This is a genomic window from Hymenobacter sp. M1-2, from assembly GCF_057808495.1.
In genome coordinates this window covers 65,170-91,286 of sequence record NZ_JBTYZO010000010.1, presented here as the reverse complement: position 1 = coordinate 91,286, position 26,117 = coordinate 65,170, and the positions used below count along the sequence as shown (strand labels likewise).

Sequence of the window (26,117 nt, the reverse complement as noted above, 5' to 3'; positions counted from 1 at the left end):
GTGATCCAGATTAAAAGTAATGGATAATAGTGCAGTCGTCCTAATGTCCAACCGCATTATATTTTATTACCACGGATTGTGTTGTACAGACGAATGCTTATCCATTCCACGATTATTGTCTTAGTAATACTCTAGCTCCAATGCTCGGCAGCCGAACTTGTAGTGTAGGCACGGCCCCATACCGTGCAGAGTACCCCCTGCCCGTCCGAGCGTAGGTACTCGGCGTGCGCGTCCAGCACCGCCGCGTCGCGCAGCATCCAGAGCAGCAACGCTAAGCAACACCCCACTAGACAGAATGCCCTCTTCTGACCCGGTTCGGAAGAGGGCATTCTGTCTAGTGGGGTGTTGCTTAGCGTTCGAGTACGCCGGTCACCTGTCCAATGAGAGCAATGTGCTCCCGTAGCTTGACTTTCTCCAAGTGGTCTACCGTCTCTCTTCCACCTAGCGCCAGCAACGGCACGTAGCCGAAGCATTCGTCAAAGGCGGGTTCGCCAAGCCGTTCGCGGGCCGCTGGATATGGGTCCCAAAGCAAATCGTGTTTTAAATACTCGTCATCAATGAGGTTGCGAAACAGTAATTTGAAGTTTTTAGCAACGCTATTTGTATTGCCATGACGGTAGTCTACGAGCACTAAATAGCCACGCTCCCATACGAGCAGATCACCCATTGCCGTAGCAAACAGAACGAGAGGGGTGGCAGTTGAGGGGGCAGGTGTACTTGTATGTTGGTAAGTATCCGCTAACAGGTCAGTATAATCGTTGGGGTTAACGATCTTCAAATACCCGTCGCAAAAGGTACCAAAACCATACTGCTCCCACACCTCTAACAGTTCGGCCGGTATCAAGTCCCGATACTGTGCAATCAACTCAGGCGTGGGCTTGTCAATGATAGTGTAAGCAGGAAAACGAGTCAGTAGTTTGGCAAACATAGTTGAGGAATTAGTAGGTGAGAGAGACAATTAAGCTATTGGCAGGAGGATGTTGAGGTAGGTGCTTTCGCGCTGCTGCTGGCTCATGCCCGCAGCATGGGCGCGAATTTGCCGGTCGATGGCCTTGATGCGTGTCGGCCATTGCCCACCGATGGCAAAGTTAACGCGCGCATCACCCATGCCCGTAATCAGGTGGGGATGGCCGCCCGCTACCTGGTCCGGGTCGTGCAGCGCCGTTTGCGTCTTCAACCATTGCTCCGCTTGTGCAGTGGCCTCATCACGGGTCAAGTCTTCATCTTCAGCTTGCAGTTCATCAATTTTATCTCTTAATGCGTTTTCTCGCGCCGCTTTCTGTGCCGCGTCGCCCGTTGGGTCCCGGCCGTCGCCCTTCTGATTTTTCAGGGCCAGGTAGTGGTCACGGTTGGCGAGGAACTCGGCCACGGTCAGCCGGTTCATGCCCTCCTGCTGGCCCTTCACCTGGCGGGTGAACTCCACCAGGTCCATGTCGGGCTTGCCTTTCTTACGAGGCGTGACCTTAAATGGCGGGTCGCCCGTGACCAGCGGTATGCGCGGCACCGGGGGTGGCGTGCTGACACCGGGCGGGGGCACTACGGCGGCGGGCTGTAGGCATAGCTGCGGGGCGCGGGCATGACAAACGGCGCCGCGCTGCCTGCCGGCCCATCTCTACAGCACAAGAGTGCCCCCTTCTGAAACTGTGCAGAAGAGGGCACTCTTATTGAGAAAACAAAAGAGAATTAGGCAACTTCTGGACCCTCTACCAATCCTTCCAAGAAAGCCGTGAAAGACGGCGCTAAAAAGTACACACCTTGGCCGTAGTCGAGTGGGACGGGCGGGGTAGACTCATCCGTTTCTTCATCATATTCATATTCCGGCGGCACATACGATTCGTGGCTGATGTAGTAAACCGCTCCATAATCCTGCGGGCCTACGCTCAGCACAAACTGGTCGCCGCCTGTTTCATTCGCGAAGGGAACCAAGTCATCGTGTAGATCATCTCGCAATGCGTCCAAACTTAGCTCTATCGAGCCCGTTCCGCCACCTACTGACTTGAACTTGTTAACGCTATATTTTCGGTCAGCAGTGTAGAAGGTATCCCGGCTTGGATACCCACCATTGTACAGTAGTAGATGAGCTTTGTAGTCTTCTGGTAGTTTGAAGCTATACTGTTGCTCAATTGCTTCAAAGTGAGACTGTGTAGCCGGTTCAGGGCTTGAGCGGACAAAAGTGATATCAGCCATATTAGTCGTAGAGTTTTTGACCAATGTGTTTATTCACTTGGTCACATGAACCATAATGTACGAAGGTTCGCTCGTGTGCATCTTCTGTCACCAATTCCATAGTGCAGGTACCATAGGGCGGATGCGGCGGTGGAAAGGGTTTATAGTCATCGCGGTGGTGCCACGTGTAACCATCTGGCGCTTTATGATTTGGTAGTCCTTGTGCTTGAACTACGCCAAGTAGCCCAGCTGCTCGGTTAGCTCGCAGGAAATCACTATCCCGGCTACCCATCATTTCAATTACCACGACATTCTTCTGGTTGCCCGTCACAGGATACATATGTGGAGTACCAACGAAGGTCGGTTCTCCACTTAGCGTAAGCGGTATACGAAGTACACCTTTGCGCGTGCCGATGACGTTGTAGGATTTTTGCTCCTGGGCATCGTACACGGCCACCACCTTGCCTCGCTCATCGACGCGATAGGTGAACGGGTCCCCGTCCACCGTAAACTCGGTCATGCGGTGTTGCTTGAGGAAGGTGAACTTCTTCTTTTTAGACGCATCATTCCGCTCCCAGCGGTCTTTGATGATGTCTGCCCATTCGGCGGCTGTTACGTGCACCTGTTTATGGTCAGGCGACGGATTAGGAACGGGCGCGGGCAGATGGGGCGGAATATCAGGATTGACCACCGGGGCCGCCACAGGCGGGGGCGCGGCCACAGGTGCGGGCGGGCCGCTGTAGGCATAGCTGCGCGGCGCGGGCATGACAAACGGCCCGATGCTGCCCGCCTCGCGGCCCATCTCCACCGGGGCCAGCGCAAAATGCATCCGCCAGCTCGGCATCTTGCCGTCCGTGCCCCGGCTGTCGAACTCCTCGCGCACATAGCACACCGTACATGAGCGGCCCCACACCGTGCAGAGCACGCCCTGCCCGTCCGTGCGGAGGTACTCCACGTGCGCGTCGAGCACCGCCGTATCGCTGCACATCAGATGCAGCAACTGCTGGTAAGTGGCGTGGTCGAGAAGGCTGGTGGTGAAGCGCCAGCGCCGGAAGCGCACTTTACTGCGCGGCCGACCCCTAAAGTCAATTTCCTGCTCCCAGGTGTGCTGGCTTTGGTCGAGCGGAATTTTGAGCGCGGCACCTAAATGCAGAAAGGCTTCCAAAGAAGGTGTTTGCATAGAAAAACGGATGAATAAGCGTGATACATAGATAAAGCCGCTTGTTACCCCCGGCGCCAGTCGTCTTCATTATCGGGGTCAGGAGCCGGGTCGCCGAGGTCTTGCCGGGCGAGCAGCTCGCCGAGGCGGTCCAGGTCGTCGGGGTCGCAGAGGTTCAGCTGGTAGGGGTCGTCTTCGCGCCAGAGCGGTTTAATGCCGGGGCCAAAGGCGATGGAGCGGCGCGTCTCGGTGTTAGTAAGCGAGTGGCTGATTTCCAGCACCCAGCACTGCTCCAGGACCGCTATAAAGTCATCGCCCAGGTCGTAGAGCGCGCCGTTCTCATCCTCGGCCAGATTCAACATGCCATTTGATGAGCCGGGCGCTACCGAAAGCGCGAACTCCACCAGCCGCTCCCCGTTGGCTAGGCGCTGCCGTACTGTGTTGAGCCAATCCCAGGCGTTTTTCATAGCTTTCTCAGGAAGTCAAACGTGATATAAGACTAAAAATTAACAGCGGCAAGGTAGGCATTCCGCATCAGAAAGCCCGTTTTTGGCTGCAAGGCCCTCCTCGTCACGACACAATGCCCCGCGTACACGTGCGCGGGGCATTGTGTCGTGACGCATAGGGGCGCTTACTCGTATTTCGGGCATCGTGTCGTGACGCGAAGGGCAACGTACACGTGCGCGGGGCATCGTGTCACGACGATCTAGGAAAACTCAACTATTCTATCTATCTCGTTGCTATTGTTCAACTTCTTACTCCTTATTTCTCATGATCAACCATTTCTTGAGCAATCCTTTTCTCAATTCGCCGCTCGGCAACCGGCGCTTCGCCGAGTACGCGGCCAGCCACTTGGAGCGGGTGCGCGCCGCCAATGCCGACGGCGTATTTGCGGCGCTTATTGCTCCCACTGAGGCCGCTCACAAAGCATTCCTGGAGGCACTTCGCACCACGGCTACCGCCCAGGCACAGGGCCAGAGCAAGCGCCTCACCAACAACGAGGCCATCAAGCAGCTCACCCGCTTTCTGTCGCGCAAGGCCGGTGTGCTGGCCGACCTTTTCACCAGTCCCGACGGCAAAATCCGGGGCGAAGACACGGCCGCTTACAAAGCTTTTTACCCCCAGGGAGTAAGTGAGTACACCCGCGCCGACAAGGCCGACATTGAGACCCTCGGCAACCGCTACGCGGGCATTGCGCGGGCGCAGGCCGATACTGTGGGCGCCAAGCTGGAAACCGACGTGCGCGCCCTGGTGAAACAAGTAGTGGATTCGCGTAGTGAGCAGCTACGGGAGGCGGGCAACGCCTCCGATGGCAGCCAGCAGGGCGCGAAGGAGCGCGAGGCGCTGGCCGTACAACTGTTCGAGAACCTGCTCTCGTTGTTGCTGCATCATAAAACCGACCCGGAGGCCGTGGCCGCCTATTTCAACCAGGGCCTGTTGCGCCGCCGCAGCCCCCTGCCCGACCCCATAAAGAATAGTACCCTAGCTTATGTAAAAAGCCCCGTTGCTGCGTCAGCAACGGGGCTTTTTGCGTGTTGGGTTGGGCAGAGTGCAACCAGCCTACATACCAGCAGCGCCTTCTTTGTTCTTTTTCTTTTTGACTTTGGTTTTCTGCCCGTCCTCGGTCTTCACTTTCATTTTCTCCACGTCGCTTAGGTCGGCGGTGGAAGCCGAAGCCGTGGCGGCGGGGCCCACGCCGGGGTTGGGGCCGTTGTTGACTACGGTCATCTCGTCTACGATATGCTTGGCGCCGCCGAGCTTCTCAATGCACCACAGCACGTAGCGAATGTCGGCGTTGATGCAGCGTTTCAGCTCCGGGTCGTAGGCCAAGTCGCCGGTCATGGCTTCCCAGTTGCCGTCGAAGGCCAGGCCAATCAGCTCGCCGCGACCATTGATGACGGGGGAGCCGGAGTTACCGCCCGTGATGTCGTTGTCGGTGATGAAGGCGACGGGCAGGTTGCCGTCCTTATCGGCGTAGCGGCCGTAGTCTTTCTGCTTGAGCAGGTCCAGCTCCTTCTGCGGTACCACGAACTCCGGGTTGGTGGGGTCTTCTTTCTCCACTATGCCTTGCGCGGTGGTTTTGTAGTCGTAGCGCACGGCGTCGCGGCCTTTGTAGGGGCGCACGGTGCCGTAGCTCAGCCGGATAGTGGAGTTGGCATCGGGCGAGTACACTTTCTGGCTGTTCTTCTCGCGGAGCGCCGCCACGTAGAGGCGGTTGGCACGGGCCAGGCTGCTTTGCAGGGCCTGCATTTTGGGCAGGATATTCTGCGTGTAGTTCAGGTACACCGAGTTGAAGGTTTTGAAACCTGGGTCGGCTTCGAGCTTGGCCAGCGTGGGGGCAGCCAAGAAGGCATTCACCTTGGCTTCGGAAGTCAGCAAGGAATTAGCAAACACGTAGTCGGCGTACTTCTGCAGGGAACCGCCGTACTGCTTTTGCACGGTCTGGAATACGTCGGGCTGCTGCTCCTTGGGCACGTCCTTCATATAGAGACCCATCAAGGCGGTAAACACCTTTTTATCGGTGGCGGCATTGTAGTCCTTGAAATACTCCGCCACCGGCTCCTTCAGGTCCGTAACGGCTTTTTGCAGCGTGGCTTTATCGGCGGGCGTGGTTTTAAGGGCCATGTAGAGCGGCAGCATGCGCGAGGCCAGCGTCACGATTTCCGTCCCGAAAGCGGCTTCGTTCACGTACTGGGCGCTGAGGTTGTACTCCCGAATGCCCGCGTACGCCTTATTAATAGTATTGAGGGCGTCGCCGTACTGCTGGGCGCGGGCGGGCTCCTGGGCAATCCACTTCATGAGGTCATTCTCCTCGGCTTTCTTAGCGTCTACGGTTTTCAGGCGCTTCATGCCTTCGTTCTGACCGATGAAATACTTCCAGTAGTTGGCGATGTTGGCGTACTTGGAAGCGTACTTCAGGCGCAGGGCCGGGTCCTGATCCATGTCTTCCTTCCACAGCTTGAGGCGGGTGTCGCGGAGCTTGATGCGGGCGGGGTTGGTTTGGTCGAGCGTGAGCTGCAAACCGGCGGCGGGCAAGAACCGCTGCGTGCGGCCCGGAAAGCCAAACACCATCGCGAAGTCGCCCTCATTGATGCCTTGCAGACTCACGGGCAAGTGTTTTTTAGGCACGTACGGCACGTTGTCGGGGCTGGGGCCGGCGGTGGGCTTGTTGTCTTTGGAAGCATACACCCGGAACATCGAGAAGTCGCCGGTGTGGCGGGGCCACATCCAGTTGTCGGTGTCGCCGCCGAACTTGCCTACGGCTTCCGGCGGGGCTCCTACGAGGCGCACGTCGCCGAAGCGCTGGTACACGAAGAGGTAGTACTCGTTGCCGCCGAACATATCGCGCACGTAGGCTACATACTGGCCGTTTTCCTTGGCGGCGTCGCTCATTTCCTTTTGGCGCTTCTGCACCGTGGCTACGCGCTCCTGCTCGGGCGTCTGGGGCGTAATGCCTTCCAGCACCTTGCCGGTCACGTCTTCCATGCGCACCAAAATGTCCACGAACAGACCCGGATTCTGCTTTTCCTCGGCTTTAGTGGCCGCGAAGAAGCCGTTTTGCAGGATGTTGTTCTGCGGCGTGCTGTGGCTCTGAATGGCGTCGTAGCCGCAGTGGTGGTTGGTGAGAAGCAGGCCCTGGTTGCTCACGAACTCGCCGGTGCAAAAGCCGCCGAGCTGCACTACGGCATCTTTCAGCGAGGCGTTATTGACGTCGTAGATTTCTTCGGCCGTGAGTTTGAGGCCTTTCTTCTGCATGTCGGCCTGGTTGAGCCGCTTCACGAAGAGCGGCAGCCACATGCCTTCGTCGGCACGGGCCGTGAGCGGCAGCAGCAAGCTTAGCAGCAGGGCGGTGGCCCAGTTGTTTTTGCGCATAACTAATGAGTGGGATGAGGAGGATGGAAGGGCTCGACAATGGCTTGCCTAGCGGTTTTCAAAGCTACAAAAAGGCACTACAACTGCTGGCTGGCTAGCCGCTAAAGACTTTTTCGAAGCAGTGATGTTGCATCTGCGGGTTGACCACGGATTTATTCCGGGCCATTTCCAGTTATTTGCTCCTATGTCTTTCTTGTTCCGTCGGCTTTTTCTGGGGGTACTCTGGGTGTATCGGTATTTGATTTCGCCGCTCACTCCGGCTTCCTGCCGCTACACGCCCACCTGCTCGGCCTACGCCGTGCAGGCCATCGAAAAGCACGGCCCGTGGCGCGGGGGCCGGCTGGCCTTGCGCCGCATAGCCCGCTGCCATCCCTGGGGCGGCCACGGCTACGACCCCGTGCCCTAAGCCGCGTTGCTCTTACTACGGCTGCCTTTGTTTCGCTACTACTCGGCCGCACTTTCTCCCGTATAAGGCCGACCCATTGCCGCCGAGGCCCAAAAGCCTGGCCTATTTCCTTCACCTCTGTTCTTTCCTGATGTCCAGAATCTTCCTGCTTGCTCTCAGTTTCACTACGCTGCTCCATACGGCCTGCTCCCAAGCCCAGAGCGACACTGCCAACGACTCGAACGACGGGCCCAAGACGGAGAAGAAAAAAGGTAAGAAGGACAAGAAAGACAAGAAGGATGATGCTGGCGCTAGCGCCGCCGACTTGACGCCGGTGGGCGAGTTGCAGGGTGGCGTGCCAGAAAGCTCGGGCCTGGCCCACGGTGGCCGGCCCGGCACGTTCTACACCAACGGCGATGCTGGCAACTCTCCTATTCTCTACCTCATCAACGAGCAAGGCGAACTGCTCGGCCAACGGGAGCTGCCCGTACCCAATGTAGACTGGGAAAGCCTGGCCGACGATGGCCAAGGCACTCTATTCGTGACGGACGCGGGCAACAACGAAAACGTGCGCCGCAACCTGGTTGTCTACCGCGTCAACCCCAGCCAGCCCGACCAAGTCGGCAAAATCAACTTCCGGTATCCTGATCAAGCGGCCTTTCCGCCGCCCAAGGAAGAGCGTAACTTCGACTGCGAAGCTTCTCTCTGGCACGCAGGCAAGGTGTATTTGTTCACCAAAGACCGGGCCCAGCAAAGCACGAGCAAGGTATACACGGTGCCCGACCAGCCCGGCTCCTACACGGCCGAGCTAGTAACCAAGCTCCGCGTTGCCGGCGAAGTCACCGACGCCGACCTGAGCCCCGACAGCCACCGGCTGGCCTTACTAGGCCGGGAAAAGCTGTATTTATTTGAAGGCACCGACCTCGCCAGTGCGTTGCAAGCCACGCCCCAAACCGTATCCCTGAAAGGCGCGGGCCAAACCGAAGGCGTCCTCTTCCTTGACAACAACACGCTGCTCATCAGCACGGAACAAGGGGCACTGTACCGCTACAAGCTCTAGCTCATACATGCTCCAGAGCAAACGAAAAAGCTGCCTTCTGCAAGCAGAGGCGGCTTTTTCGTTTGCTGTAGCGCTACTTGGTCTGAGCAACTTTCTTGTTAGCTGCCTCTTCCTCTTCCAGATCCCGGGGGGCATAGCCGTAGGGGTTTTTTGGATCTTTGCCAGCGCGCCACAGCACCCACAATCCCACCAGAATCAGTGGAATACTCAGAATCTGGCCCATATTGAGCGGCAGCTTGTCTTCGAAGGCCTCCTGGTTTTCTTTTAGAAACTCGCCCAGGAATCGTTGCGTGAAGAGCAACACTACAAAAAGTCCGAAAAGTAGCCCACGCGGGGTTCGGTCCTTAGTACGATTCCACATGCCATATAGCACCAGCAGCAGCACAATGCAGAAACTAGCTTCGTAGAGTTGCGTGGGGTGGCGCGGCACGGCCATCGGAGAGTCGGGTGCAACGGGAGTGCCTTCGGGCTCCAAACGGTAGGTGAGACTTCCGTCAGTACGCTTCGCTGGTTGCGCCGCTACCTGCACCGCGCCAGGAGGTAGTGGCCGCACAACCGGCTGGAAATGGTCGGCGTCGCGCACGAATACGAAGCCCCAGGGCTTGTCCGTTGGCTCACCCACAATCTCGGAATTCATCAGATTGCCTACCCGAATCATGGCTCCGCCTAGCGCCACTACAATCACAATCCGGTCGAGCACCCAGAGATAATCAAACTTATTGTTGCGAGCGAAAAGCCAGGTTGCCAACAGGATACCGATGGTAGCACCGTGGCTAGCCAGGCCGCCTTCCCAAATTTTGAAAATGTCCCAGAAATGCTCCGCGTTGAAGTAGGAGCCGGGGTCGTAAAACAGTACGTGGCCCAAGCGCGCCCCCAGGATGGTGCCCACCAGCATGTAGATGGTGATGGTGTCGACCCAGCGCGGCGATACTCGCTCCGACTTGTAAATGTGCGACAAAATGAATGTGCCGAACACGAAGCCCGACATAAACAGCAGCCCGTACCAGCGCAACGTCAGAGGTCCTAGTTTAGCCAGAATGGGGTCGATGTTCCAGGTGATATAAGCGAGGAAGGAAAGCATAGTTACGAAAAGGTGAAAAGGACCCAAAAGTACTCAGACATTCGGTTTGCGGCTCTGCAAACCGCTCTCTAGCTCAAGTGCCAACACAAGCGGTGCGTAATGGCAGAAACCGATCAGCGAGTTGGTAAAGGTGTTTGCTGGCCGTCAGGATAAAGTTGGTATGGGTTGGCAGGCGTAGCTGAGCGCAGTACGGCGCCGTCGCCGCTAAGCAGCAGTAGCAACCCGAGCATGACGGCATAGCTGGGCCAGCGCAGCCAGGTATGCAACGGTCGGCGCTCCATTGCGGCCTCACCGACGAGCCGGGCGCGTACCCGGCTATAAAAGAACGGCTGAGGCTGAGTAGGTTGTTGGGCACGCCATTGGTGCAGCAGGTTTTCCCATTCTTCATCAGCAGTAGGGCGAGTAGCGGGATCAGGCATGACGCGGGGAAAGATTAAGATGATTGCGAAGGGTTTTGCGGGCGCGAAACAACAGGGATTCTACGGCCGGCACAGTGGTGTTAAGAACCGCAGCTATTTCCTCATAGCTCAATTCCTGCTCGTGACGCAACGTAAAAGCCACTTGCTGCTGGCTAGGCAGCCGAGCAATGTGCGCGAGTAAAAGCGCCAACTGCTGCTGCCCTTCCAGTTGCGCCTGCGGGTGCGCATGATCAGGCGGCTCGTGTAGCACTTTGTTGTCGAAACCCAGCAGGCTGGTGAAATAGGCAAAGCGCTTTTGGGCCCGGGCCCGCTGCTGGTGTTTCAGAGCCCGCGAGGTAGCCAACCGGTAGAGCCAGGTACTGAGCGCGGCTTCGCCCCGAAACCGGCCAATTGTTTGGTACACTTCCACAAACACTTCCTGCGCCACGTCTTCGGCCTCTTCCGGCGACCGTACTAAAGCTACTACTGTGCGGTATATACGATTCTGGTATCGCTCCACCAGCGTGCGAAACGCCGCCTCACTGCCCTGTTGCAACTGCGCTACCAGTTCGGCATCGGCGGAAGCAGCGAAGCCCTCCGCAGCAGGTACGGCGCCGTGAGTGGTAGGCAGCGGAAGTGTATACACCAGTGAAGCGAAAACCAAAGAATAGAGACAACACCTACTCAGCGCCTGGCCTTTCCCGCGACTAGTGAGGTTATGCCTGCTTAGGCCGAGTTCGCGCGTAAAACTTGCGCCCACTCTTCTCCATTATGTATAACAATCTGACCTACAAGCCAGTATTTTACAAAAAGCAACGCTCTTCTGATGCTCGGTCAAAATCTACCAAGCAACTACAGCTTGCCTAGTTCCTCCGTATAGCCGCCGCTCAAGATGGGAAAGCGCAGCCAGGAACGTGGGTCTACGTTGTAGTCGTCGAGGTGGAAGCTGGGGGCGTATCGTTCGCGCTTCCACTGGTTGCGGCTCCAGAGGCTGTAGAAGCGCTTCACGTAGGTTTTCAGCAGCTCCGGGTCGGTGGTGGCTTCTTCCTGCGTGAGCGTGGCGAGTACTTGCTGCGGGCTGAGCCGGTCGTAGAAGGCCAGTCGTTCGATGCGGTTGAGCAAGATGTAAGGCATTAAGTCTCGCTCGTCGGTTTGCTTTTCTTCCAGCGGGCGCAGTTCGGCGGTGGGTTGCAAGCTGTTGACGTGGCGCAGCGCGGGGTAACCTAGCTCCTGCTCGGCCCACACCAGCCATTTCTTCACGAAATCTTTGTCAACGCCCGCGATGGGCGAGATGGAGCCGGCCGTGTCGCCGTCCATGGTGCAGTAGCCCACGCTGGCCTCGGAGCGGTTGGAGGTGGTGATGAGCAGGCAGTTCTGCACGTTAGCCAGCAGCCAGATAGCCGGGGCCCGCACCCGCGCCTGAATGTTTTGCAGCGCCAGATCGTCGGTTTTCCAGGTCAGCTCCCGGCTCAGGGCTTGCTCAATCTTGCCTACGTAGCCATTCACCTCGGAATCGATTTCCCAGTTGTAAAACACTGCGCCCAACGAATCAGCCAACTCTTTAGCCGAGTTGAAAGTGTCGTCGGAGGAATTGACGGTGCCCTGGTAGGCGCAGGTGAGCAGCCGCGTGGTTAGCTTCTTGTTGATTGTTTTTTGCTCTTCGTCGGGGTTGCTCAGCGAAGCATCTTTGGGTCCGGGCATCTGCTGGTCGGGCACGGGCGCGACGGGGCTAGCCAGTTGCGCTATTTCGTCGGCGGTGAAGCAGCCGGAGCGGCGCATAAACTCGGCCGTTCCTACTTCCCCGCAGCCCAGTCGCACCATTTCCGCTACCGCCACCGCGCACATGCAGGAGTCGGCGCCGCCGCTCAAACTCAGTACGAAGCCCCGGCTGCGCGCCTTCCGCATGTAGTCGAATAACGCTAGGCTCAGGGCTTGATTCAGCTCCCGGTACTCGTCGGGTGCGGGCAGCGGCGTAATATCCGCGGCCGGCTCTAAGTCAGTTGTGAAATCCACGTCGGCATACTCCAAATCCACTTCCTTGAAGCTCATGAGCTGGTTACGCTGCAACAGATGGCCGTTGCGCGCCACCAGAATCTCGCCGTCGTAGGTGATGCGGCCCGCTTCGTTGCCGAGCAGGTTAGCGTAGAGGTAGGTGCAGTGGAAGTTACGCGAGGCCTTCAGCACCAATTGATAGCGCAAATCGGTCTTGCTCATGGCAAAGTGGCTCGCCGACGGATTCACAATCAAATCCACGCGCCCCATGAGCCGGCAGGCGGGCCGCACGTTGTCGGGCCGCCAGGCATCCTCGCAAATCTCGAAGCCGAATTTCACGCCCTGATGCTCGAAAATCAGGTCCCCGAGCGTCCACTCTTCTCCTTCCCACTGCACGGTAGTGGTTTCGCCGGCCGGCCACGGATGGAAGAAGCGCGGCTCGTAGTGCACCCCGTCGTTGGCGAGAAACTGCTTGGCCGCAAAACCCAGAATCTGCTCATCTCGGAGCACAGCGGCCGTGTTGTAGGTACGGTGATGGAGCCGCACCGGCAGCCCCACCACCACGCAGATACCATCAGTCCAGGGCCGCACCTGCTGCAAATGCGCCAGCGCCGATTCGGGCAGCCAGTCACTCAGAAACAGGTCTTCGCAGCCGTAGCCAGTAAGGCAAAGCTCCGGCAAACACAGCAGCTCCACCCCCGCCGCTTTGGCTTGCTCTATTGCCTCGCGGATGGTTCGCAGGTTGTGGGTCCAGTCGAAGGGAATTTGGTTGAGGGCGGCGCCGGCTATTCGCATAAGTCAAGGGGTTTATCCTGCAAAACAACTCCTTTCTCAGGATTGTGTTGTCTTCCTCTGCGTCTTCTGCGAAAACTTCTGCGCCCTCTGCGGGCTAAATCGTAACAACGGTTTAGCCCGCAGAGGGCGCAGAGGAAGGCGCTGAGGGCGCAGACCGTTCTATACTCCCAACGAAGTCAATGCCCGCTCGGCGGCTAGTTGCTCGGCTTGTTTTTTCGAGAGGCCCATGCCAGTAGCTACGGCTTCACCATCAAGCAAGACGGTAGCCGAAAACTCCATGACGCCGCCGGGGCGGGGCTCGCCGGTGAGGTCGTAGCGAATGGCTTTACCATTGCGCTGGGCCCACTCAATAAGCTTGCTCTTGAAGTTGGCCGTGGTTTCGGTGAGGGATTTCACGTCCACGTAGGGCTTCACGAGGCGGCTGAGCACGAATTTACGGGCCGCCTTGTAGCCTTGATCGAGGTAAACAGCGCCCACTAATGCCTCTAGTGCATTACCGTTCACGGAGCGCGAACGGGCAGCGCGGCCCTGACCGGCGTCCAGTTGCACCAGCTTGTCGAGGCCCAGCTTGAGCGCCAGGGAGTTGAGGCTTTCCCGGTTCACGATGCGGCTGCGCATCTCCGTCAGGAAGCCTTCCTGCTCGTACGGAAACTTGCGGAACAGATATTCGGCCACTACGGTGCCTAGCACGGCGTCGCCGAGAAACTCCAGCCGCTCGTTGCTTTGGTGCCGCCCGGCCGCAGTCTGCTGCTTCACCACCGACGAGTGGGTGAAGGCCAAATGGTAAAGCCGCACGTTTTGAGGCGTGCGGCCCGTTACCGTAGCAATAGCCTGGCGGAAGGCCTTGTCCTGGCCCAGCAACCGCCGAAAAAACCCGAACAAGGGCAAGCGGCTCATTACAATTACTCCTGAAACTTACGGAACACCACCGACGTGTTGTGCCCGCCAAACCCGAACGTGTTGCTCATCGCCACGGTTATTTCCCGTGGCTGCGCTTGGTTGAAAGTGAAATTCAGCCGCGCGTCCAGTTCGGGGTCGTCGGTGAAGTGGTTGATGGTGGGTGGAATCACGCCGTTTTGAATGGCGAGGATGCTGGCTACTGCCTCAATCCCGCCCGCACCACCGAGCAAGTGGCCGGTCATGCTCTTGGTAGAGCTGATGTTGAGGTTGTAAGCATGGTCCCCAAACACCTTCTGAATGGCCTTGATTTCGGCACCGTCGCCGAGGGGCGTGCTGGTACCGTGGGTGTTGATGTAGTCCACTTCTTCGGGGCTGATGCCGGCATCGCGCAAGGCATTCTGCATCACCAGCACCACGCCTTCGCCGGTCGGGTCCGGGGCCGTGATATGGTAGGCATCCGACGACAAGCCCCCGCCGATGATTTCGGCGTAGATCTTAGCGCCGCGGGCCACTGCGTGCTCGTAGGCTTCGAGCACCAAGGCGCCCGCGCCTTCGCCAAGCACGAAACCGTCCCGATCCTTATCGTAGGGTCGGGAGCCGGTGGCGGCATCGTCGTTTCGCTCGCTCATGGCCTTGAGAGCATTAAAGCCTCCCACGCCGGCTTCCGTGATGGCTGCTTCCGAGCCACCGGTCACCATCACGTCGGCCATGCCGAGGCGGATGAAGTTATAAGCTGTTACGATGGAGTCAGACGAGGAAGCGCAGGCCGAAGTCGTTACGAAATTAGGTCCGCGGAAACCGTTCTTGATGGAGATGTTGCCCGACGAGCTGTCAGCAATCATCTTCGGAATGAAGAAGGGATTGTAGCGCGGTGTACCGTCGCCCTTGGCGAAGGTGAAGCACTCTTCTTGGAAGGTTTTCAGCCCGCCGATGCCCGAGCCCCAGATAACGCCCACACGGTCCTTGTTGACGCCATCGAGCAGGCCGGCATGTTGAATGGCCTCGTCGCTGGCTATCACAGCAAACTGCGTGAACAGATCCATCTTCCGACCTTCCTTGCGGTCGAAATAGTCGTCTGCGCTGTAGTTCTTCACTTCGCAGGCGAAGCGGGTCTTGAACTTGCTGGCGTCGAAGCGGGTGATGGGCGCCGCGCCGCTTACCCCTTGGCGCAATCCTTCCCAATACGCCGGGACGGTACTACCAAGCGGTGTTATGGCACCCAGGCCCGTAACAACAACTCTCCGAAAAGCCATAGGTGGGGCAGAGATTACGAAAAAGGTAGAAAAGCAAAACGGCCGGCGGCAGGCCGGCCGGAATGCGGAAAAAGTAGAAGTAAGTATGAGGTATTGACTAATGAGGTAAAACCCCAAAGCGTAGAATTTCTCAATACTCAATTCCTCATACTTAGTGCTAGCTGCTTATTTGGCGTGCTCTTCGAGGTAGCTGATAGCCTGGCCCACGGTGCCGATGTTTTCGGCTTGGTCGTCTGGGATGGACACGTTGAATTCCTTTTCAAACTCCATAATCAGTTCCACCGTGTCGAGCGAGTCGGCACCCAGGTCGTTGGTGAACGAAGCCTCAGGAGTTACTTCCGACGCCTCTACGCCCAGTTTGTCGATGATGATGGCCTTTACTTTTTCTGCAATTTCAGACATTTCCGTGGGGGTTTAGAGAAAACTCGCCACAAATAACACCATCTTCCCTAACATTTTCAAACATCCCCCCCGAATCTTACCGCTGCAAGATTCCAACGGCGGCGGTTCATTTCGCATAGCAGCGTGCGTAATTTTGCCTGCCTCTGCTTTGGCATCCGCTCATGAAAACCCTCACCCTGGACGTAGAATACGAGTGCGACTTCGACCTGTTCGGGGTGGTGTCATCGAGCCGGGAGCATACGCTGGCTTGGCAACTCAACCAGGCGTTGCGCCTGCGTCTGGTGAAGCAGCAAGACCTTATCTATGAGCTCTTCAGCCAGGGCCGGCTCGTCATCAGCAACTATCTGCACGCCACCGAGCACCTCACGCTACGCCTGCTGCGCAACCGCTCCATCGACCCGTCCGTTCTGAAAAAACCCTTCCTGGCGCCCGACGTGAAGGAGTACGACTATCTTATTCAGGTGAGCAACGGCAGCGGCTCCCTCGCCGCGGGGCCATTGCTGGCCAGCTTGGCGGCCTTGCCGGTGGTGCAGTACGTATGTCAGTTTGATCCGAATAGCCTGAAGTTTAAAGAAAATCTGCTCTTTTGAACCCGTAATGCCAGGCTCCAGCCTGGTGGGCCGTCCGCGCGCCGTTTGTTTCACCTAACGCCTGTCGTATGGCGACTCGCCAAGCTGGAGCTTGGTGCCTCTTTCTATGGAACCCCGCGTCTCTTTCAATAAAACCAAGATTGTCGCCACCGTTGGCCCCGCTTCCAACACCTACGAAAAGCTGGGCATGCTCATGCGCGAAGGCGTAGACGTGTTCCGCCTCAATTTTTCGCACGGCAGCCACGAAGACCACCTGGCCGTCATCAACACGGTGCGCCGCCTCAACAAGGACATGCGCATGAACGTGGGCCTGCTTCAGGACTTGCAAGGGCCTAAGATTCGGCTGGGTGAGGTGGAAGGTGGTGGCGTCGAGATCAAGCCCGGCGACAAGATCAAGCTGGTGTGCGGCGAAAAGGAAATCAGCACGGCCACGCGCCTGAGCACAATTTACCTGGGCCTGGCCCGCGACGTGAAGCCCGGCGATATGATTCTCATCGACGACGGCAAGATTGAGCTGCGCGTGCTGGCCACCGACCGCGACAAGGAAGTGGATGTAGAGGTCATTTACGGGGGGCTCGTGAAGCCCCGCAAAGGCATCAACCTCCCCGACTCCGACGTTTCGGCCCCGAGCATGACGGAGAAGGATATGGAGGACCTCAAGTTTGGGCTGGAGAATGATGTAGACTGGATTGCTCTCTCGTTTGCGCGGCGCGGCGAAGACATCCGTTTTATCAAGAGCCTAATTGCGGAGAGTGGCAAATCGGCCCGCGTTATCGCCAAGATCGAAACGCCGGAAGGCCTCAAGAATCTCGACGAAATCATTGCTCTCACCGATGCCGTGATGGTAGCCCGTGGCGACCTGGGCGTGGAAGTGAAGATGGAAGAGGTGCCCATGGCGCAAAAGCTGATTGTGGAGAAGTGCAACAAGGCCGGCAAACCCGTTATCGTAGCGACCCAGATGATGGAAAGCATGATTACGGCCCCCCGCCCCACCCGCGCCGAAACCAGCGACGTAGCCAACGCCGTGATAGACGGTGCCGACGCGGTAATGCTCTCCGCCGAAACGGCCGTTGGCGCCTACCCGGCCGAGGTGATTCGCTCGATGGTCAATACCATCCTCAGCGTCGAAACCCGCCGCGACTCGCTCTACCACCACTGGTTCCCCATCGACCCAACCTCGCCTTCATTCATGGTTGACAGCGTGCTGTCGGCGGCTTGCCACTTGGCGAAGAACACGGGCGCCAAGGCCATCACCGGCATGACGCACCGCGGCTACACGGCCTTCCAGATTGCCAAGTATCGGCCGAAAGCCAACATTTTCATCTTCACCGACAACCGCTCCCTTCTCACCACGCTCAGCCTGATTTGGGGGGTGCGCGGCTTCTACTACGACCGAATGGTGAGCACCGACAGCACTGTATCGGACATCAAATACGTGCTTACTACCACCGGCCACCTCAACAAAGGCGACGTCTTCATCAACACTGCCTCCATGCCCATCAATGAGAAGGGCAAGACCAACATGGTGAAAGTAAGCGTAGCCTAATTCTCAGGCTCGAAGCTTACTGTCAAGCATATAAAAAGCCCATCTGACGAATCAGATGGGCTTTTTATATCGACTATCCGTCTATTGATGCTGCAAGCGCAAATGCTGCGGTGCCTCGCCGGCAGTCTGTACTTCTACCACGTACACGCCAACTGCCAAGCCTTGCACCGAAATGGTAGCAGTGGTCTGGCCGACCGCCAATTGATGGTTTCGCACGGCACGGCCTAAGCCATCCAGCACCCGAATAGCCGTAGCAGCTCGAACTGGCGCAGGCAGCGTAACGGTTGCCGTTTCGGCAGCAGGATTTGGGTACAGCTGGAAAGTAACTGCCCGCCGCGCGGCCTTAGTAGGCAGCAGCGTACTGAAATTTACGCGACTACCGCAGGTCTGCGTGCTGCCATTCACCGTTCGGCGGAAATAGATGAGACGTTGATCGTATTGTGCGACAGGGCCAACGCCTTCTGCTACCAGCTGCTCCCAGGGTGCATCAATGATTGGGGAGTAGGTACCAGCTCCACCAGGGCCGTACAGTCTTTCCTGCTTAAGCAGCGCGGCTCCCCCGCAAGAACTGCCTGTCCGGTTGGTTACTACCGGATAGCCCATCATTAGGGAGTTAGAAGTTGACTGTGCTCTGTATTCGTACGCTAACAGGTCAGGATCCACTAGCATCATAACGTCCCTGCCAGCCCAACGGCCCGTACGAAGCGATGCCGCTACTCGCACCACATGTACCGGAGATACTACCACTCCCAGTCCCGGGCACCCTGGCACATTACTATACTCTATTCTATTCTGTTGCTGGAAAGTATACTTCACGCTATCGACTGTGACCTCACGGGTCAGCACGCGGCGCAGCAGTTGGCCTGAGTAGCAAGAGAACGTGTTAAATATTATCGGCTCCTGGTAATATCCTAGCTCATCACCGGGTTGCAGGTCCAACAGCCCCACTGGGTTGTAGTAGCTCTGACCAGCCGGCGCGGGGCGGCGAGCGAGCGTGAGCGTTTTCACAGGACCTGGAACTCCAAACCTTAAATCCACTGGGCCCGACACCAATCCAAAGTTCTTGCTCAACACCACTTGTGTACCCGGAACATTACCCAACCGGAATGTGGCAATGGAATCGGTAACTCCATCAATGAGGCTGGTTCCGCGGGACAGCAGCGTAGTTTGCACTCCAACATCGGTGAAGCCGCTCGTCCACGTTTCCCCAATCCGGGCAAAGGGCTTTAACACCATCGTCTTATCCAATGTGAGTCCTGTAGTAGGCCCGCCATCCCAGAACAAGTCGTACGTGCGTTGCGTCCGGCGATAGCGCATGAGCTTTCCGAACTGGTTGTTGCGGGCCTTTTCCCAACGAGAGCTACCTCTGCCCCGCATGATGCGGTTGAAATAATACACCGAATCGGGGCCCTGCGCGGCGGCTGAGTCCAGCCGCAGGGTGAGAATGGTGTCGGGCGAGGCGCCGCGGAAGGCGTGTACATCGCCGTTGGCACGGAACGGCCGCCAGTTCTGTGCCTGAGCTGGCAACCAGTTCAGGCAAGCACACAAGATCAAAAAGCAGTACAGGTGTTTCATAAGACAAACGAAGAAAATGATAAGACGATGAAAAGATAGTAAATAACTGATACGACACTATCAAACGCGAGAAGGCCCCGCACTTGCGCGCGGGGCCTTCTCTATAGAAAAGAGCAGAAAGTTACGGGCTGCTTAGGCGGCCAGCGACTTCACGAACTTAGCCAGCTTCGACTTGTTATTAGCGGCTTTGTTCTTGTGGATGATGTTCTTCTTGGCCAGACGGTCCAGCATCGACGACACTTTCTTCAGCAGCTCCTGGGCAGCCGTAGCGTCGGTGGTGGCGCGCAGCTTCTTGATAGCCGTGCGGGTAGATTTAGCCTGGTAACGGTTCAGCACGCGCTTAGCTTCGTTGGAACGGATGCGCTTGAGGGCTGACTTATGGTTTGCCATGAGTATGGAAAATGAACGTTCTGCTCGGTTTCGATTCGGATTGGGTTGGCAAAGGTAAGGCTTTGGTTGGAAAGTGCAAATAGCCCGATTCGAATTTCCTATTTGCAGCTCCATCGGCGGTTTTCCTTCACTCGCTTAGAAAGTAGGCATGCCGAACTTTTCTGTGCTGAGATGGGTAGAAATTCGGCAGGATACACTAAATTTTACACCTGAACTACCGAGCGATTCACAACCGTAGTTTCACGCTACTTAGCCGCTTCAGCCCATGCCGCTCGTTACCGAATCTCGCTATCAACCGCCGTTTTATCTTTTCAATGGCCACCTGCAAACCATTGTACCGAGCCTGTGGCGCCACGTGCCCGAAGTGCGCTATCAGCGCGAGCGAGTGGAAACGCCCGACGGTGACTTTCTGGACCTCGACTGGTCGCGGCTGACGGACCGGGCCGCCGACACGCTCTGCATAGTGTCGCATGGGTTGGAAGGAGATGCTTCGCGGCCGTACGTGCGCGGCATGGTCCGGGCCCTGAACAGAGCGGGCTTCGACGCGCTGGCCTGGAACTACCGCAGTTGCAGCGGCGAAATGAACCGCCTGCTGCGCTCCTACCACCTCGGCGACACTGACGACTTGGACTTCGTGGTGCGCCATGCCTTGAGCAAGCTGCGCTATAGTCGCGTGTTCCTAACCGGGTTTTCCGCGGGCGGCAACGTGACGCTCAAGTACCTCGGCGAAAACCCAGAGCGAGTGCCCCGTGAAGTGCAGCGGGCCGCCGTCTTCTCCGTCCCGACCGATCTGAAAGCTAGCTCCCACCACATTGCCCGGTTCGAGAATCGCGTTTACCTGCGACGCTTCTTGAAGTCTTTGCGCAAGAAAATCCGCGAGAAAGCCATTCTGTTGCCCAACCAGATAGACCTCACCGACCTAGATCAGCTACAGGACTTCCCGCAGTTCGACGACCGGTTCACAGCGCCTATGCACGGTTTCAAGTCGGCGGAGGAATACTACGAGCACGCCAGCTCTGGCCGCTACCTGAGTGGCATCCGCATCCCGACTCTACTCGTCAACGCCGAAAACGACCCGTTCCTGCCGCCCACCTGCTTTCCCCGCGACGCGGCGGCCCACAGCAAGTTCGTGTACCTGGAAACGCCTCAGGCCGGCGGCCACGTCGGCTTCGCCGAAGGCTCTCCCGATGGCGAATACTATTCTGAGCGCCGCGCCGTGGAGTTTCTCACGGCCGAAGTGCCAGCGTAGCCCTTCGGGTTGAATGAGGAATTGCTGTGCGCTCCGGTCTGCCCGCTTTTCGCGGGCTGAACGGTTGAGGAGCAGGCCACTGGAACGAAGCGCGAGTAGACGGAACAACGTCAGCTGACGGCGACCGTTCAGCTCGCAAAAAAGCGAGCAGAACGGAACGTACAGCAATGAAGAATCAGATAGGTGAGGCTGTTAGGAAGTTCTTCTTTAATCTTTTCCCGAAGGGACAAAAACCACTTTCTTGGTTTCGAAGAATTCCTCCGTGTAGAAGTCGCTTAGGTTGTGCACGGTGGCTTTGAGGCCGGATTCAGCAATTTCCTCGGTCAAGTCGCCGCCTTTGAGGTAATAGAGGCCACCATTGGAGGGGGCGTTGGGCTTGTAGCGGTGCGCTATCCAGGTGTGGAAGGTGGCGAGGCGGGCTACGGCGCGACTCACGATGTAGTCGTATTTGGGGCGGAGCTGCTCGGCGCGGGTTTGCTCGGCCGTTACGTTGGACAGATTCAGGGCGCGGGCCATTTCCTGCACGGCGTGTATTTTCTTGCCGATGCTGTCTACGAGGTGGAATTTGACTTCGGGGAATAGAATGGCCAACGGCAAGCCCGGTAAGCCGCCACCCGTGCCCACATCCAGCACCGCGGAGCCTGCCGGAAACTCTATCACCTTGGCAATGCCCAACGAGTGCAGGAAATGACGCTCGGCCAGATTTTCCACGTCGGTGCGGGCTATCAGGTTGAGCCGCTCGTTCCAGCTGCGGAACTCGATGTCAAGCTGCTGAAACAGCTGGCGCTGGTGATTGGTGAGGTGCGGGAAGTAGTGGTTGATAATGTGCATGGCAGCAGCAAAGGTACAGGACCGCGAAAATCCGTTCCGCTTGTGGTTAAACGGATTCCTACGCGTTGACCAAAGTAGCGCAGTCCCAGATACTCGCTCTGCTCGTCGCGAAACGGGTTTTCGCGTTACACGGGCATGAAAAAGCCCCTTGCGGGGCTTTCATTAGATAATTTCCTTTTTGTTCTTCACCATGTCGTAGAGGAGTTCGCGGGCGCGGTGCAGTTGGGCTTTCACGGTGCCGAGCGGGGCTTTCAGCTCCTGCGCGATTTCCTCGTAGCTCAACTCATCGAAATAGCGCAGCGTGACGAGGCGCTGGTATTTATCGGGCAGCCGTGATACCACGTGCTGCATGATTTCAATCTTCTGGTTCTTGATGGTCGACTCCTGCGGGTTCAAATTCTGGTCGCGGAAGTCGATGGTGATTTCGTCCCCGTTGTCGATTTTGATGGCCGAGTCAATCGACATCGTTTTGATTTTATTCTTACGAATAAAGTCGATGCAGTTGTTGGTAGCGATGCGGAAAAGCCAAGTGCTGAAGGCAAACTCGGGGTTGAATTTGTGCAGGTTGCGGAAGGCTTTCGCGAAGGCTTCGATGGTCAGGTCCTCGGCGTCGTCGGGGTTGCGCACCATCTTCAGCACCACGTGGTACACCGGCTTCTTGTAAATCTGCATCAACTCGGCGTACGCTTTTTCATCACCATTCTCTACTGCGGCGCGAATAAGTTTGAAGTCGTGCTTGGCCTTGGCGGAGAATTGTTTTTCCTGATTATTTACTTCCATCGGAGGTTGCGGTAGAGGAACAGCGAAATTCCCAGAGCGAGATAAGTGAAGAAATAGACGACATCGAGCACCGGCAGCAAAACCACCGGCAGCGGGTCGTCGAGGCGTTGGCTGAGACGCTGATATGCGGTGCAAATCACTCCCGTGCGCACCGCCCACAGCCCGGCCAAAGGTATCCAATCGGGTCGGGAAAACAGCAACGCGATGCTGACCCCGTAGAAAAGCATATTGCTTCCTATAAAGTTTCCCAGACGCAGTTTGTCTGCAAATCGATAGCGCCGGCCAGCCGATAAATGCCGCCGCTTCTGCCGCCACCAAGCGCCCCAGGAATGGGCCGGCTCGCTGAGGGTATGAGCGGCGGGCTCGGCTACCACCGCCACCCGGGCGCCCTGGGCCACGGCGTCTTGCACAAGCAAATCGTCGTCGCCGGAGAGGCTGCGGATGTGGGAAGCAAAACCCTTCGTGGAGTTGAATACCTGTCGGGTATAAGCCAAATTTCGGCCCACGCCCATGTAGGGTTTACCCCGCCACGCGAACGACAAATACTGCGCACCGGTAAGTAGGGTTTCAAACCGGATTAATTTATTTAAAAAACCATGCTCCGGGGCGTAAGCCGAATAGCCCAGCACCATGTCGGCGGGCTGCTGAAAGCCCCGCTGCATGTTGCTGATCCAGTGGTTGGTAGCCGGAATACAATCGGCATCAATGAAGAGCATCTGCGGGTAGCGCGCTACTTTGATGCCGAGCGTGAGGGCATACTTCTTCGGTGCCAGCCCCTCGGGCGTATTCGTGACCGTGACCAGCCGAACATTGGGGTAGTACTGCGTGAGCTGCTGCACATACAGGAAGGTGTCGTCATCGGACCGGTCATCGATGAGCACAACTTCGAAGCCAGCCGGATACTCTTGCTTGAGCAGTAGCGGCAACAGACGGCGCAGGTTCTCCAGCTCGTTGTGCGCGCACACCAGCACCGACACCGGCGCGGCCAGCCGTAGCGAGTCGGCGGCGGGTTCGATGCGGCGGTGAGCGAAGGGCAGAAAGTAATAGGCCGCGTAATAGAGCTGCACCAGCACGCACAGCAGCAGCACCCAAACGGCCGGGGAAAACGAAATCAGCAAAACCTCTCTTGGTGAATTAGCCCGCAAAAGTAGACATTCGGCGTACCTTTGCTTTTCAACGGCAGCTCCCGCAGAGGGCGCGGAAGACGCAGAACGTTCTGCGTCTTCGGCGCCTTCTTCCGCGCCCTCTGCGGGAACCTTACCTCACACATGACTTTCGACCTCGTCTACCAAGACCCGCATACTAAAGCCCGCGCCGGCGTGGTGCATACGGCCCACGGCGCCATAGAAACGCCCATTTTCATGCCCGTCGGTACGGCCGGCACCGTCAAAGCCGTGCAGCAGCGCGACCTTACCCACGACGTGCAGGCCCAGATCATCCTCGGCAACACTTATCATCTCTACCTGCGCCCCGGCCTCGACGTGCTGCGCCAAGCCGGCGGCCTGCACAAATTCAACGGCTGGGACCGGCCCATCCTCACCGACTCGGGCGGCTACCAGGTGTACTCGCTCTCAGGCACGCGTAAGATCAAGGAGGAGGGCGTCAAGTTTCGCTCCCACATCGATGGCTCGCAGCACCTGTTTTCGCCGGAGGGCGTGATGGACATCCAGCGCACCATTGGCGCCGATATCATGATGGCCTTTGATGAGTGCACGCCCTGGCCCTGCGAGTACGACTACGCCGCCCGCTCCTTGGATATGACGCACCGCTGGCTCAAGCGCTGCATCGCCCGCTTCGACAGCACCGAGGGCCACTATGGCTACCAGCAGACGCTGTTTCCCATCGTGCAGGGCAGCACTTTCAAGGATTTGCGCGTGAAGTCGGCGGAGTTTGTGGCCGAGCAACAGCGCGAAGGCAACGCCATTGGCGGCCTGAGCGTGGGCGAGCCGGCCGACATGATGTACGAGATGACTGAGTTGGTCTGCGACATTCTGCCCAAGGACAAGCCCCGCTACCTGATGGGCGTGGGCACGCCGGCCAATATTCTGGAAAACATTGCCTTGGGCGTGGACATGTTCGACTGCGTGATGCCGACCCGCAACGCCCGCAATGGCATGCTCTTCACCACGCAGGGCATCATGAACGTGACCAACAAGAAATTCGCCACCGACTTCGAGCCGATTGATGCTGAACTGGGCGGCTACGTTAGCACGTTTTACTCGCGCAGCTACGTACGTCACTTGTTTCAGGCACAGGAAATGCTGGGGCCGCAGATTGCCTCCATCCACAACCTCACCTTCTACCTCTGGCTCGTGAAGCAGGCTCGCCAACAGATTCTGGCTGGTACCTTCCGCGAGTGGAAGGAGAAGATGGTAAAGCAGGTGATGACGCGGCTGTAAGCTTGTTTTTTGTTGTTGGTTATTGGTTTTTCGTTTCTTGAGCAATACGAGAAAACGCTTCTTATCCCACAATTCTATATAAGAGCCAAAACCGGAAAACGAAAACCAACGACCAAAAACCAACGACCAAAAACGAAGTGAGAATTCTCGACAAATACATTCTCAAGAAATTCCTCACGGCTTTCTTCTTCACGGTAATCGTGCTGGTGATGGTGATTTGCGTGATTGATTTCACGGAGAAGAATGACGACTTTCTTCAGCACAACCTCGGCGCCTGGCAGATTATCACGGAGTATTACGTGAACCTGTTTCCGTACTACGCTAATTTGCTCTCTCCCATCACGGTGTTTATTGCGGTGGTATTTGTGACGTCGCAGCTGGCGGCGCGCACCGAGATTGTGGCTATTCTGGCCTCGGGCGTGAGCTTTAAGCGGCTGCTGCTGCCGTACATTATGGGTAGCGTGGTACTGGGCATTGCCACCATGGCGCTGACGGGCTGGGGTATTCCGTACGCCAATAAGACGCGGGTGGAATTCGAGCGGAAGTACGTCAAAAACCCCTACCGCTTCAGTGGGCGCAACGTGCACATCAAGATTGGGCCGAAGAGCTACGCCTACATGGAGAGCTACGACAACGTGAACAACGTGGGCTACAAGTTCGCGCTGGAAACCATTGAAGGCACGCTGCTCAAGCGCCGCATGACGGCCGAGGCCATCACCTGGGACTCCACTAAACGAGTGTGGCGCCTCTCGCCGCAGCTGGTGCGCACCTTCCGAGGCCCCAAAGAAACGCTGCTCTCCCTCCCCGCCCGCGACACGACGCTCAACCTCTACCCCAAAGATTTCGCCAGTACCTATCGCCTGAGCGAAACCATGACCCTGCCCGAATTAAATGCCTTCATTCAGCAGAAAATAGACCGGGGCGCAGCCGACACGCAGATTTACCTCAGCGAGAAGTATGAGCGGTACGCTTACCCCTACGCCATCTTCATCCTCACCATCATCGGCGTGATTATGAGCGCGCGCAAAAGCCGCGCCGGCGTGGGCGGGCAAATTGCGCTGGGCTTTGTGCTGGCCTTCGTGTTCATCATTTTCGTGATTCTAAGCCGCAATCTGGCCCAAGTCGGGGACCTATCGCCGATGCTGGCTGCCTGGGTTCCGAGCATCATTTTCACCAATGTCGGGCTGGTGCTATACCGAATCGTTCCGCGGTAAATGGTTGAATGGTTACATGGTTGAATTGTTAAATGGTTAAATGGCTGATTGTTCTGGTGGCTCTAGAACGACCAACCAT

General features: G+C 57.4%; 27 protein-coding genes. 8 read left to right on the top strand and 19 right to left on the bottom strand.

Going from position 1 to position 26,117, the window contains the following annotated elements:
* Positions 1-131: 131 nt before the first annotated feature.
* The 6 genes from ACYSMN_RS11495 to ACYSMN_RS11470 all read right to left on the bottom strand — a co-directional run bounded on the left by ACYSMN_RS11495 (position 132) and on the right by ACYSMN_RS11470 (position 3,792).
* Positions 132-329, bottom strand: coding sequence for a hypothetical protein (locus ACYSMN_RS11495; protein ID WP_488924022.1), 198 nt, complete (start codon positions 327-329; stop codon positions 132-134).
* A gap of 20 nt (positions 330-349) precedes the next feature.
* A complete protein-coding gene (locus tag ACYSMN_RS11490; protein WP_488924021.1) occupies positions 350-928 on the bottom strand; it encodes a T6SS immunity protein Tdi1 domain-containing protein in 579 nt (192 codons plus the stop codon).
* A gap of 30 nt (positions 929-958) precedes the next feature.
* Positions 959-1,537: a polymorphic toxin type 15 domain-containing protein gene (locus tag ACYSMN_RS11485; RefSeq protein ID WP_488924020.1), complete on the bottom strand. Its 579-nt coding sequence runs from the start codon at positions 1,535-1,537 to the stop codon at positions 959-961.
* A gap of 146 nt (positions 1,538-1,683) precedes the next feature.
* The gene (locus ACYSMN_RS11480; protein WP_488924019.1) at positions 1,684-2,187 is read right to left on the bottom strand and encodes an SMI1/KNR4 family protein; all 504 of its coding nucleotides are present in this window, start codon (positions 2,185-2,187) and stop codon (positions 1,684-1,686) included.
* A 1-nt stretch (position 2,188) separates the two neighbouring features.
* On the bottom strand, positions 2,189-3,346 hold the full coding sequence (locus ACYSMN_RS11475; RefSeq protein ID WP_488924018.1) for an HNH endonuclease: 1,158 nt from the start codon (positions 3,344-3,346) through the stop codon (positions 2,189-2,191).
* Between the two features lie 44 nt (positions 3,347-3,390).
* Complete coding sequence (locus tag ACYSMN_RS11470; RefSeq protein ID WP_488924017.1) at positions 3,391-3,792, bottom strand: hypothetical protein; 402 nt, start codon at positions 3,790-3,792, stop codon at positions 3,391-3,393.
* A 304-nt stretch (positions 3,793-4,096) separates the two neighbouring features.
* Between ACYSMN_RS11470 and ACYSMN_RS11465 the strand changes: the two genes are divergently transcribed.
* Positions 4,097-4,981, top strand: coding sequence for a hypothetical protein (locus ACYSMN_RS11465; protein ID WP_488924016.1), 885 nt, complete (start codon positions 4,097-4,099; stop codon positions 4,979-4,981).
* Here the strand turns inward: ACYSMN_RS11465 and ACYSMN_RS11460 are convergent.
* Positions 4,886-7,198: a S46 family peptidase gene (locus ACYSMN_RS11460; RefSeq protein WP_488924015.1), complete on the bottom strand. Its 2,313-nt coding sequence runs from the start codon at positions 7,196-7,198 to the stop codon at positions 4,886-4,888. The genes ACYSMN_RS11465 and ACYSMN_RS11460 overlap by 96 nt on opposite strands.
* A gap of 184 nt (positions 7,199-7,382) precedes the next feature.
* Here ACYSMN_RS11460 and yidD point away from each other — a divergent pair, with 184 nt between their 5' ends.
* Both yidD and ACYSMN_RS11450 read left to right on the top strand, forming a co-directional pair.
* A complete protein-coding gene (yidD, locus tag ACYSMN_RS11455) occupies positions 7,383-7,604 on the top strand; it encodes a membrane protein insertion efficiency factor YidD (protein WP_488924014.1) in 222 nt (73 codons plus the stop codon).
* 130 nt (positions 7,605-7,734) lie between these two features.
* Entirely contained in the window at positions 7,735-8,643 is a 909-nt protein-coding gene (locus ACYSMN_RS11450) for a hypothetical protein (protein ID WP_488924013.1), read from the top strand.
* A gap of 73 nt (positions 8,644-8,716) precedes the next feature.
* On the opposite strand, the gene lgt is transcribed toward ACYSMN_RS11450, so the two are convergent.
* The 7 genes from lgt to ACYSMN_RS11415 all read right to left on the bottom strand — a co-directional run bounded on the left by lgt (position 8,717) and on the right by ACYSMN_RS11415 (position 15,464).
* A complete protein-coding gene (gene lgt, locus ACYSMN_RS11445; protein ID WP_488924012.1) occupies positions 8,717-9,724 on the bottom strand; it encodes a prolipoprotein diacylglyceryl transferase in 1,008 nt (335 codons plus the stop codon).
* A 113-nt stretch (positions 9,725-9,837) separates the two neighbouring features.
* Positions 9,838-10,143: a hypothetical protein gene (locus tag ACYSMN_RS11440; protein WP_488924011.1), complete on the bottom strand. Its 306-nt coding sequence runs from the start codon at positions 10,141-10,143 to the stop codon at positions 9,838-9,840.
* Positions 10,136-10,768 carry an RNA polymerase sigma factor gene (locus tag ACYSMN_RS11435; RefSeq protein ID WP_488924010.1) on the bottom strand — a complete coding sequence of 211 codons (633 nt, stop codon included), beginning with the start codon at positions 10,766-10,768 and terminating at the stop codon, positions 10,136-10,138. Before ACYSMN_RS11435 ends, ACYSMN_RS11440 begins: the two co-directional genes overlap by 8 nt.
* 206 nt (positions 10,769-10,974) lie before the next feature.
* Positions 10,975-12,909 (bottom strand): NAD(+) synthase, encoded by a 1,935-nt coding sequence (nadE, locus tag ACYSMN_RS11430; RefSeq protein WP_488924009.1) that lies wholly within the window; start codon positions 12,907-12,909, stop codon positions 10,975-10,977.
* A gap of 159 nt (positions 12,910-13,068) precedes the next feature.
* The gene (gene rnc, locus ACYSMN_RS11425; protein ID WP_488924008.1) at positions 13,069-13,806 is read right to left on the bottom strand and encodes a ribonuclease III; all 738 of its coding nucleotides are present in this window, start codon (positions 13,804-13,806) and stop codon (positions 13,069-13,071) included.
* 5 nt (positions 13,807-13,811) lie between these two features.
* A complete protein-coding gene (gene fabF, locus ACYSMN_RS11420; RefSeq protein ID WP_488924007.1) occupies positions 13,812-15,062 on the bottom strand; it encodes a beta-ketoacyl-ACP synthase II in 1,251 nt (416 codons plus the stop codon).
* A gap of 165 nt (positions 15,063-15,227) precedes the next feature.
* Positions 15,228-15,464 (bottom strand): acyl carrier protein, encoded by a 237-nt coding sequence (locus ACYSMN_RS11415; RefSeq protein WP_019948606.1) that lies wholly within the window; start codon positions 15,462-15,464, stop codon positions 15,228-15,230.
* Positions 15,465-15,625: 161 nt separating this feature from the next.
* On the opposite strand from ACYSMN_RS11415, the gene ACYSMN_RS11410 reads away from it, so the two are divergent.
* Both ACYSMN_RS11410 and pyk read left to right on the top strand, forming a co-directional pair.
* The gene (locus ACYSMN_RS11410) at positions 15,626-16,054 is read left to right on the top strand and encodes an IPExxxVDY family protein (protein ID WP_488924006.1); all 429 of its coding nucleotides are present in this window, start codon (positions 15,626-15,628) and stop codon (positions 16,052-16,054) included.
* Positions 16,055-16,160: 106 nt separating this feature from the next.
* Positions 16,161-17,600: a pyruvate kinase gene (gene pyk / locus ACYSMN_RS11405; RefSeq protein ID WP_488924005.1), complete on the top strand. Its 1,440-nt coding sequence runs from the start codon at positions 16,161-16,163 to the stop codon at positions 17,598-17,600.
* An 81-nt stretch (positions 17,601-17,681) separates the two neighbouring features.
* On the opposite strand, the gene ACYSMN_RS11400 is transcribed toward pyk, so the two are convergent.
* Together ACYSMN_RS11400 and rpsT are read right to left on the bottom strand one after the other, a co-directional pair.
* On the bottom strand, positions 17,682-19,175 hold the full coding sequence (locus ACYSMN_RS11400) for a T9SS type A sorting domain-containing protein (RefSeq protein ID WP_488924004.1): 1,494 nt from the start codon (positions 19,173-19,175) through the stop codon (positions 17,682-17,684).
* Positions 19,176-19,307: 132 nt separating this feature from the next.
* Positions 19,308-19,565 (bottom strand): 30S ribosomal protein S20, encoded by a 258-nt coding sequence (gene rpsT / locus ACYSMN_RS11395; protein WP_264678530.1) that lies wholly within the window; start codon positions 19,563-19,565, stop codon positions 19,308-19,310.
* Positions 19,566-19,830: 265 nt separating this feature from the next.
* Between rpsT and ACYSMN_RS11390 the strand changes: the two genes are divergently transcribed.
* A complete protein-coding gene (locus ACYSMN_RS11390; RefSeq protein ID WP_488924003.1) occupies positions 19,831-20,814 on the top strand; it encodes a YheT family hydrolase in 984 nt (327 codons plus the stop codon).
* A 207-nt stretch (positions 20,815-21,021) separates the two neighbouring features.
* Here the strand turns inward: ACYSMN_RS11390 and rsmG are convergent, their stop codons facing one another.
* The 3 genes from rsmG to ACYSMN_RS11375 form a co-directional block, all read right to left on the bottom strand.
* Positions 21,022-21,645 (bottom strand): 16S rRNA (guanine(527)-N(7))-methyltransferase RsmG, encoded by a 624-nt coding sequence (rsmG, locus tag ACYSMN_RS11385; RefSeq protein WP_488924002.1) that lies wholly within the window; start codon positions 21,643-21,645, stop codon positions 21,022-21,024.
* A gap of 162 nt (positions 21,646-21,807) precedes the next feature.
* Positions 21,808-22,425 carry an RNA polymerase sigma factor gene (locus tag ACYSMN_RS11380; RefSeq protein WP_488924001.1) on the bottom strand — a complete coding sequence of 206 codons (618 nt, stop codon included), beginning with the start codon at positions 22,423-22,425 and terminating at the stop codon, positions 21,808-21,810.
* Entirely contained in the window at positions 22,416-23,543 is a 1,128-nt protein-coding gene (locus ACYSMN_RS11375) for a glycosyltransferase (RefSeq protein ID WP_488924000.1), read from the bottom strand. The genes ACYSMN_RS11380 and ACYSMN_RS11375 overlap by 10 nt, the downstream gene beginning before the upstream one ends.
* 150 nt (positions 23,544-23,693) lie before the next feature.
* Between ACYSMN_RS11375 and tgt the strand changes: the two genes are divergently transcribed.
* Entirely contained in the window at positions 23,694-24,824 is a 1,131-nt protein-coding gene (gene tgt, locus ACYSMN_RS11370) for a tRNA guanosine(34) transglycosylase Tgt (RefSeq protein WP_488923999.1), read from the top strand.
* Between the two features lie 137 nt (positions 24,825-24,961).
* The gene (locus tag ACYSMN_RS11365) at positions 24,962-26,038 is read left to right on the top strand and encodes an LptF/LptG family permease (protein WP_488923998.1); all 1,077 of its coding nucleotides are present in this window, start codon (positions 24,962-24,964) and stop codon (positions 26,036-26,038) included.
* Positions 26,039-26,117: the final 79 nt, after the last annotated feature.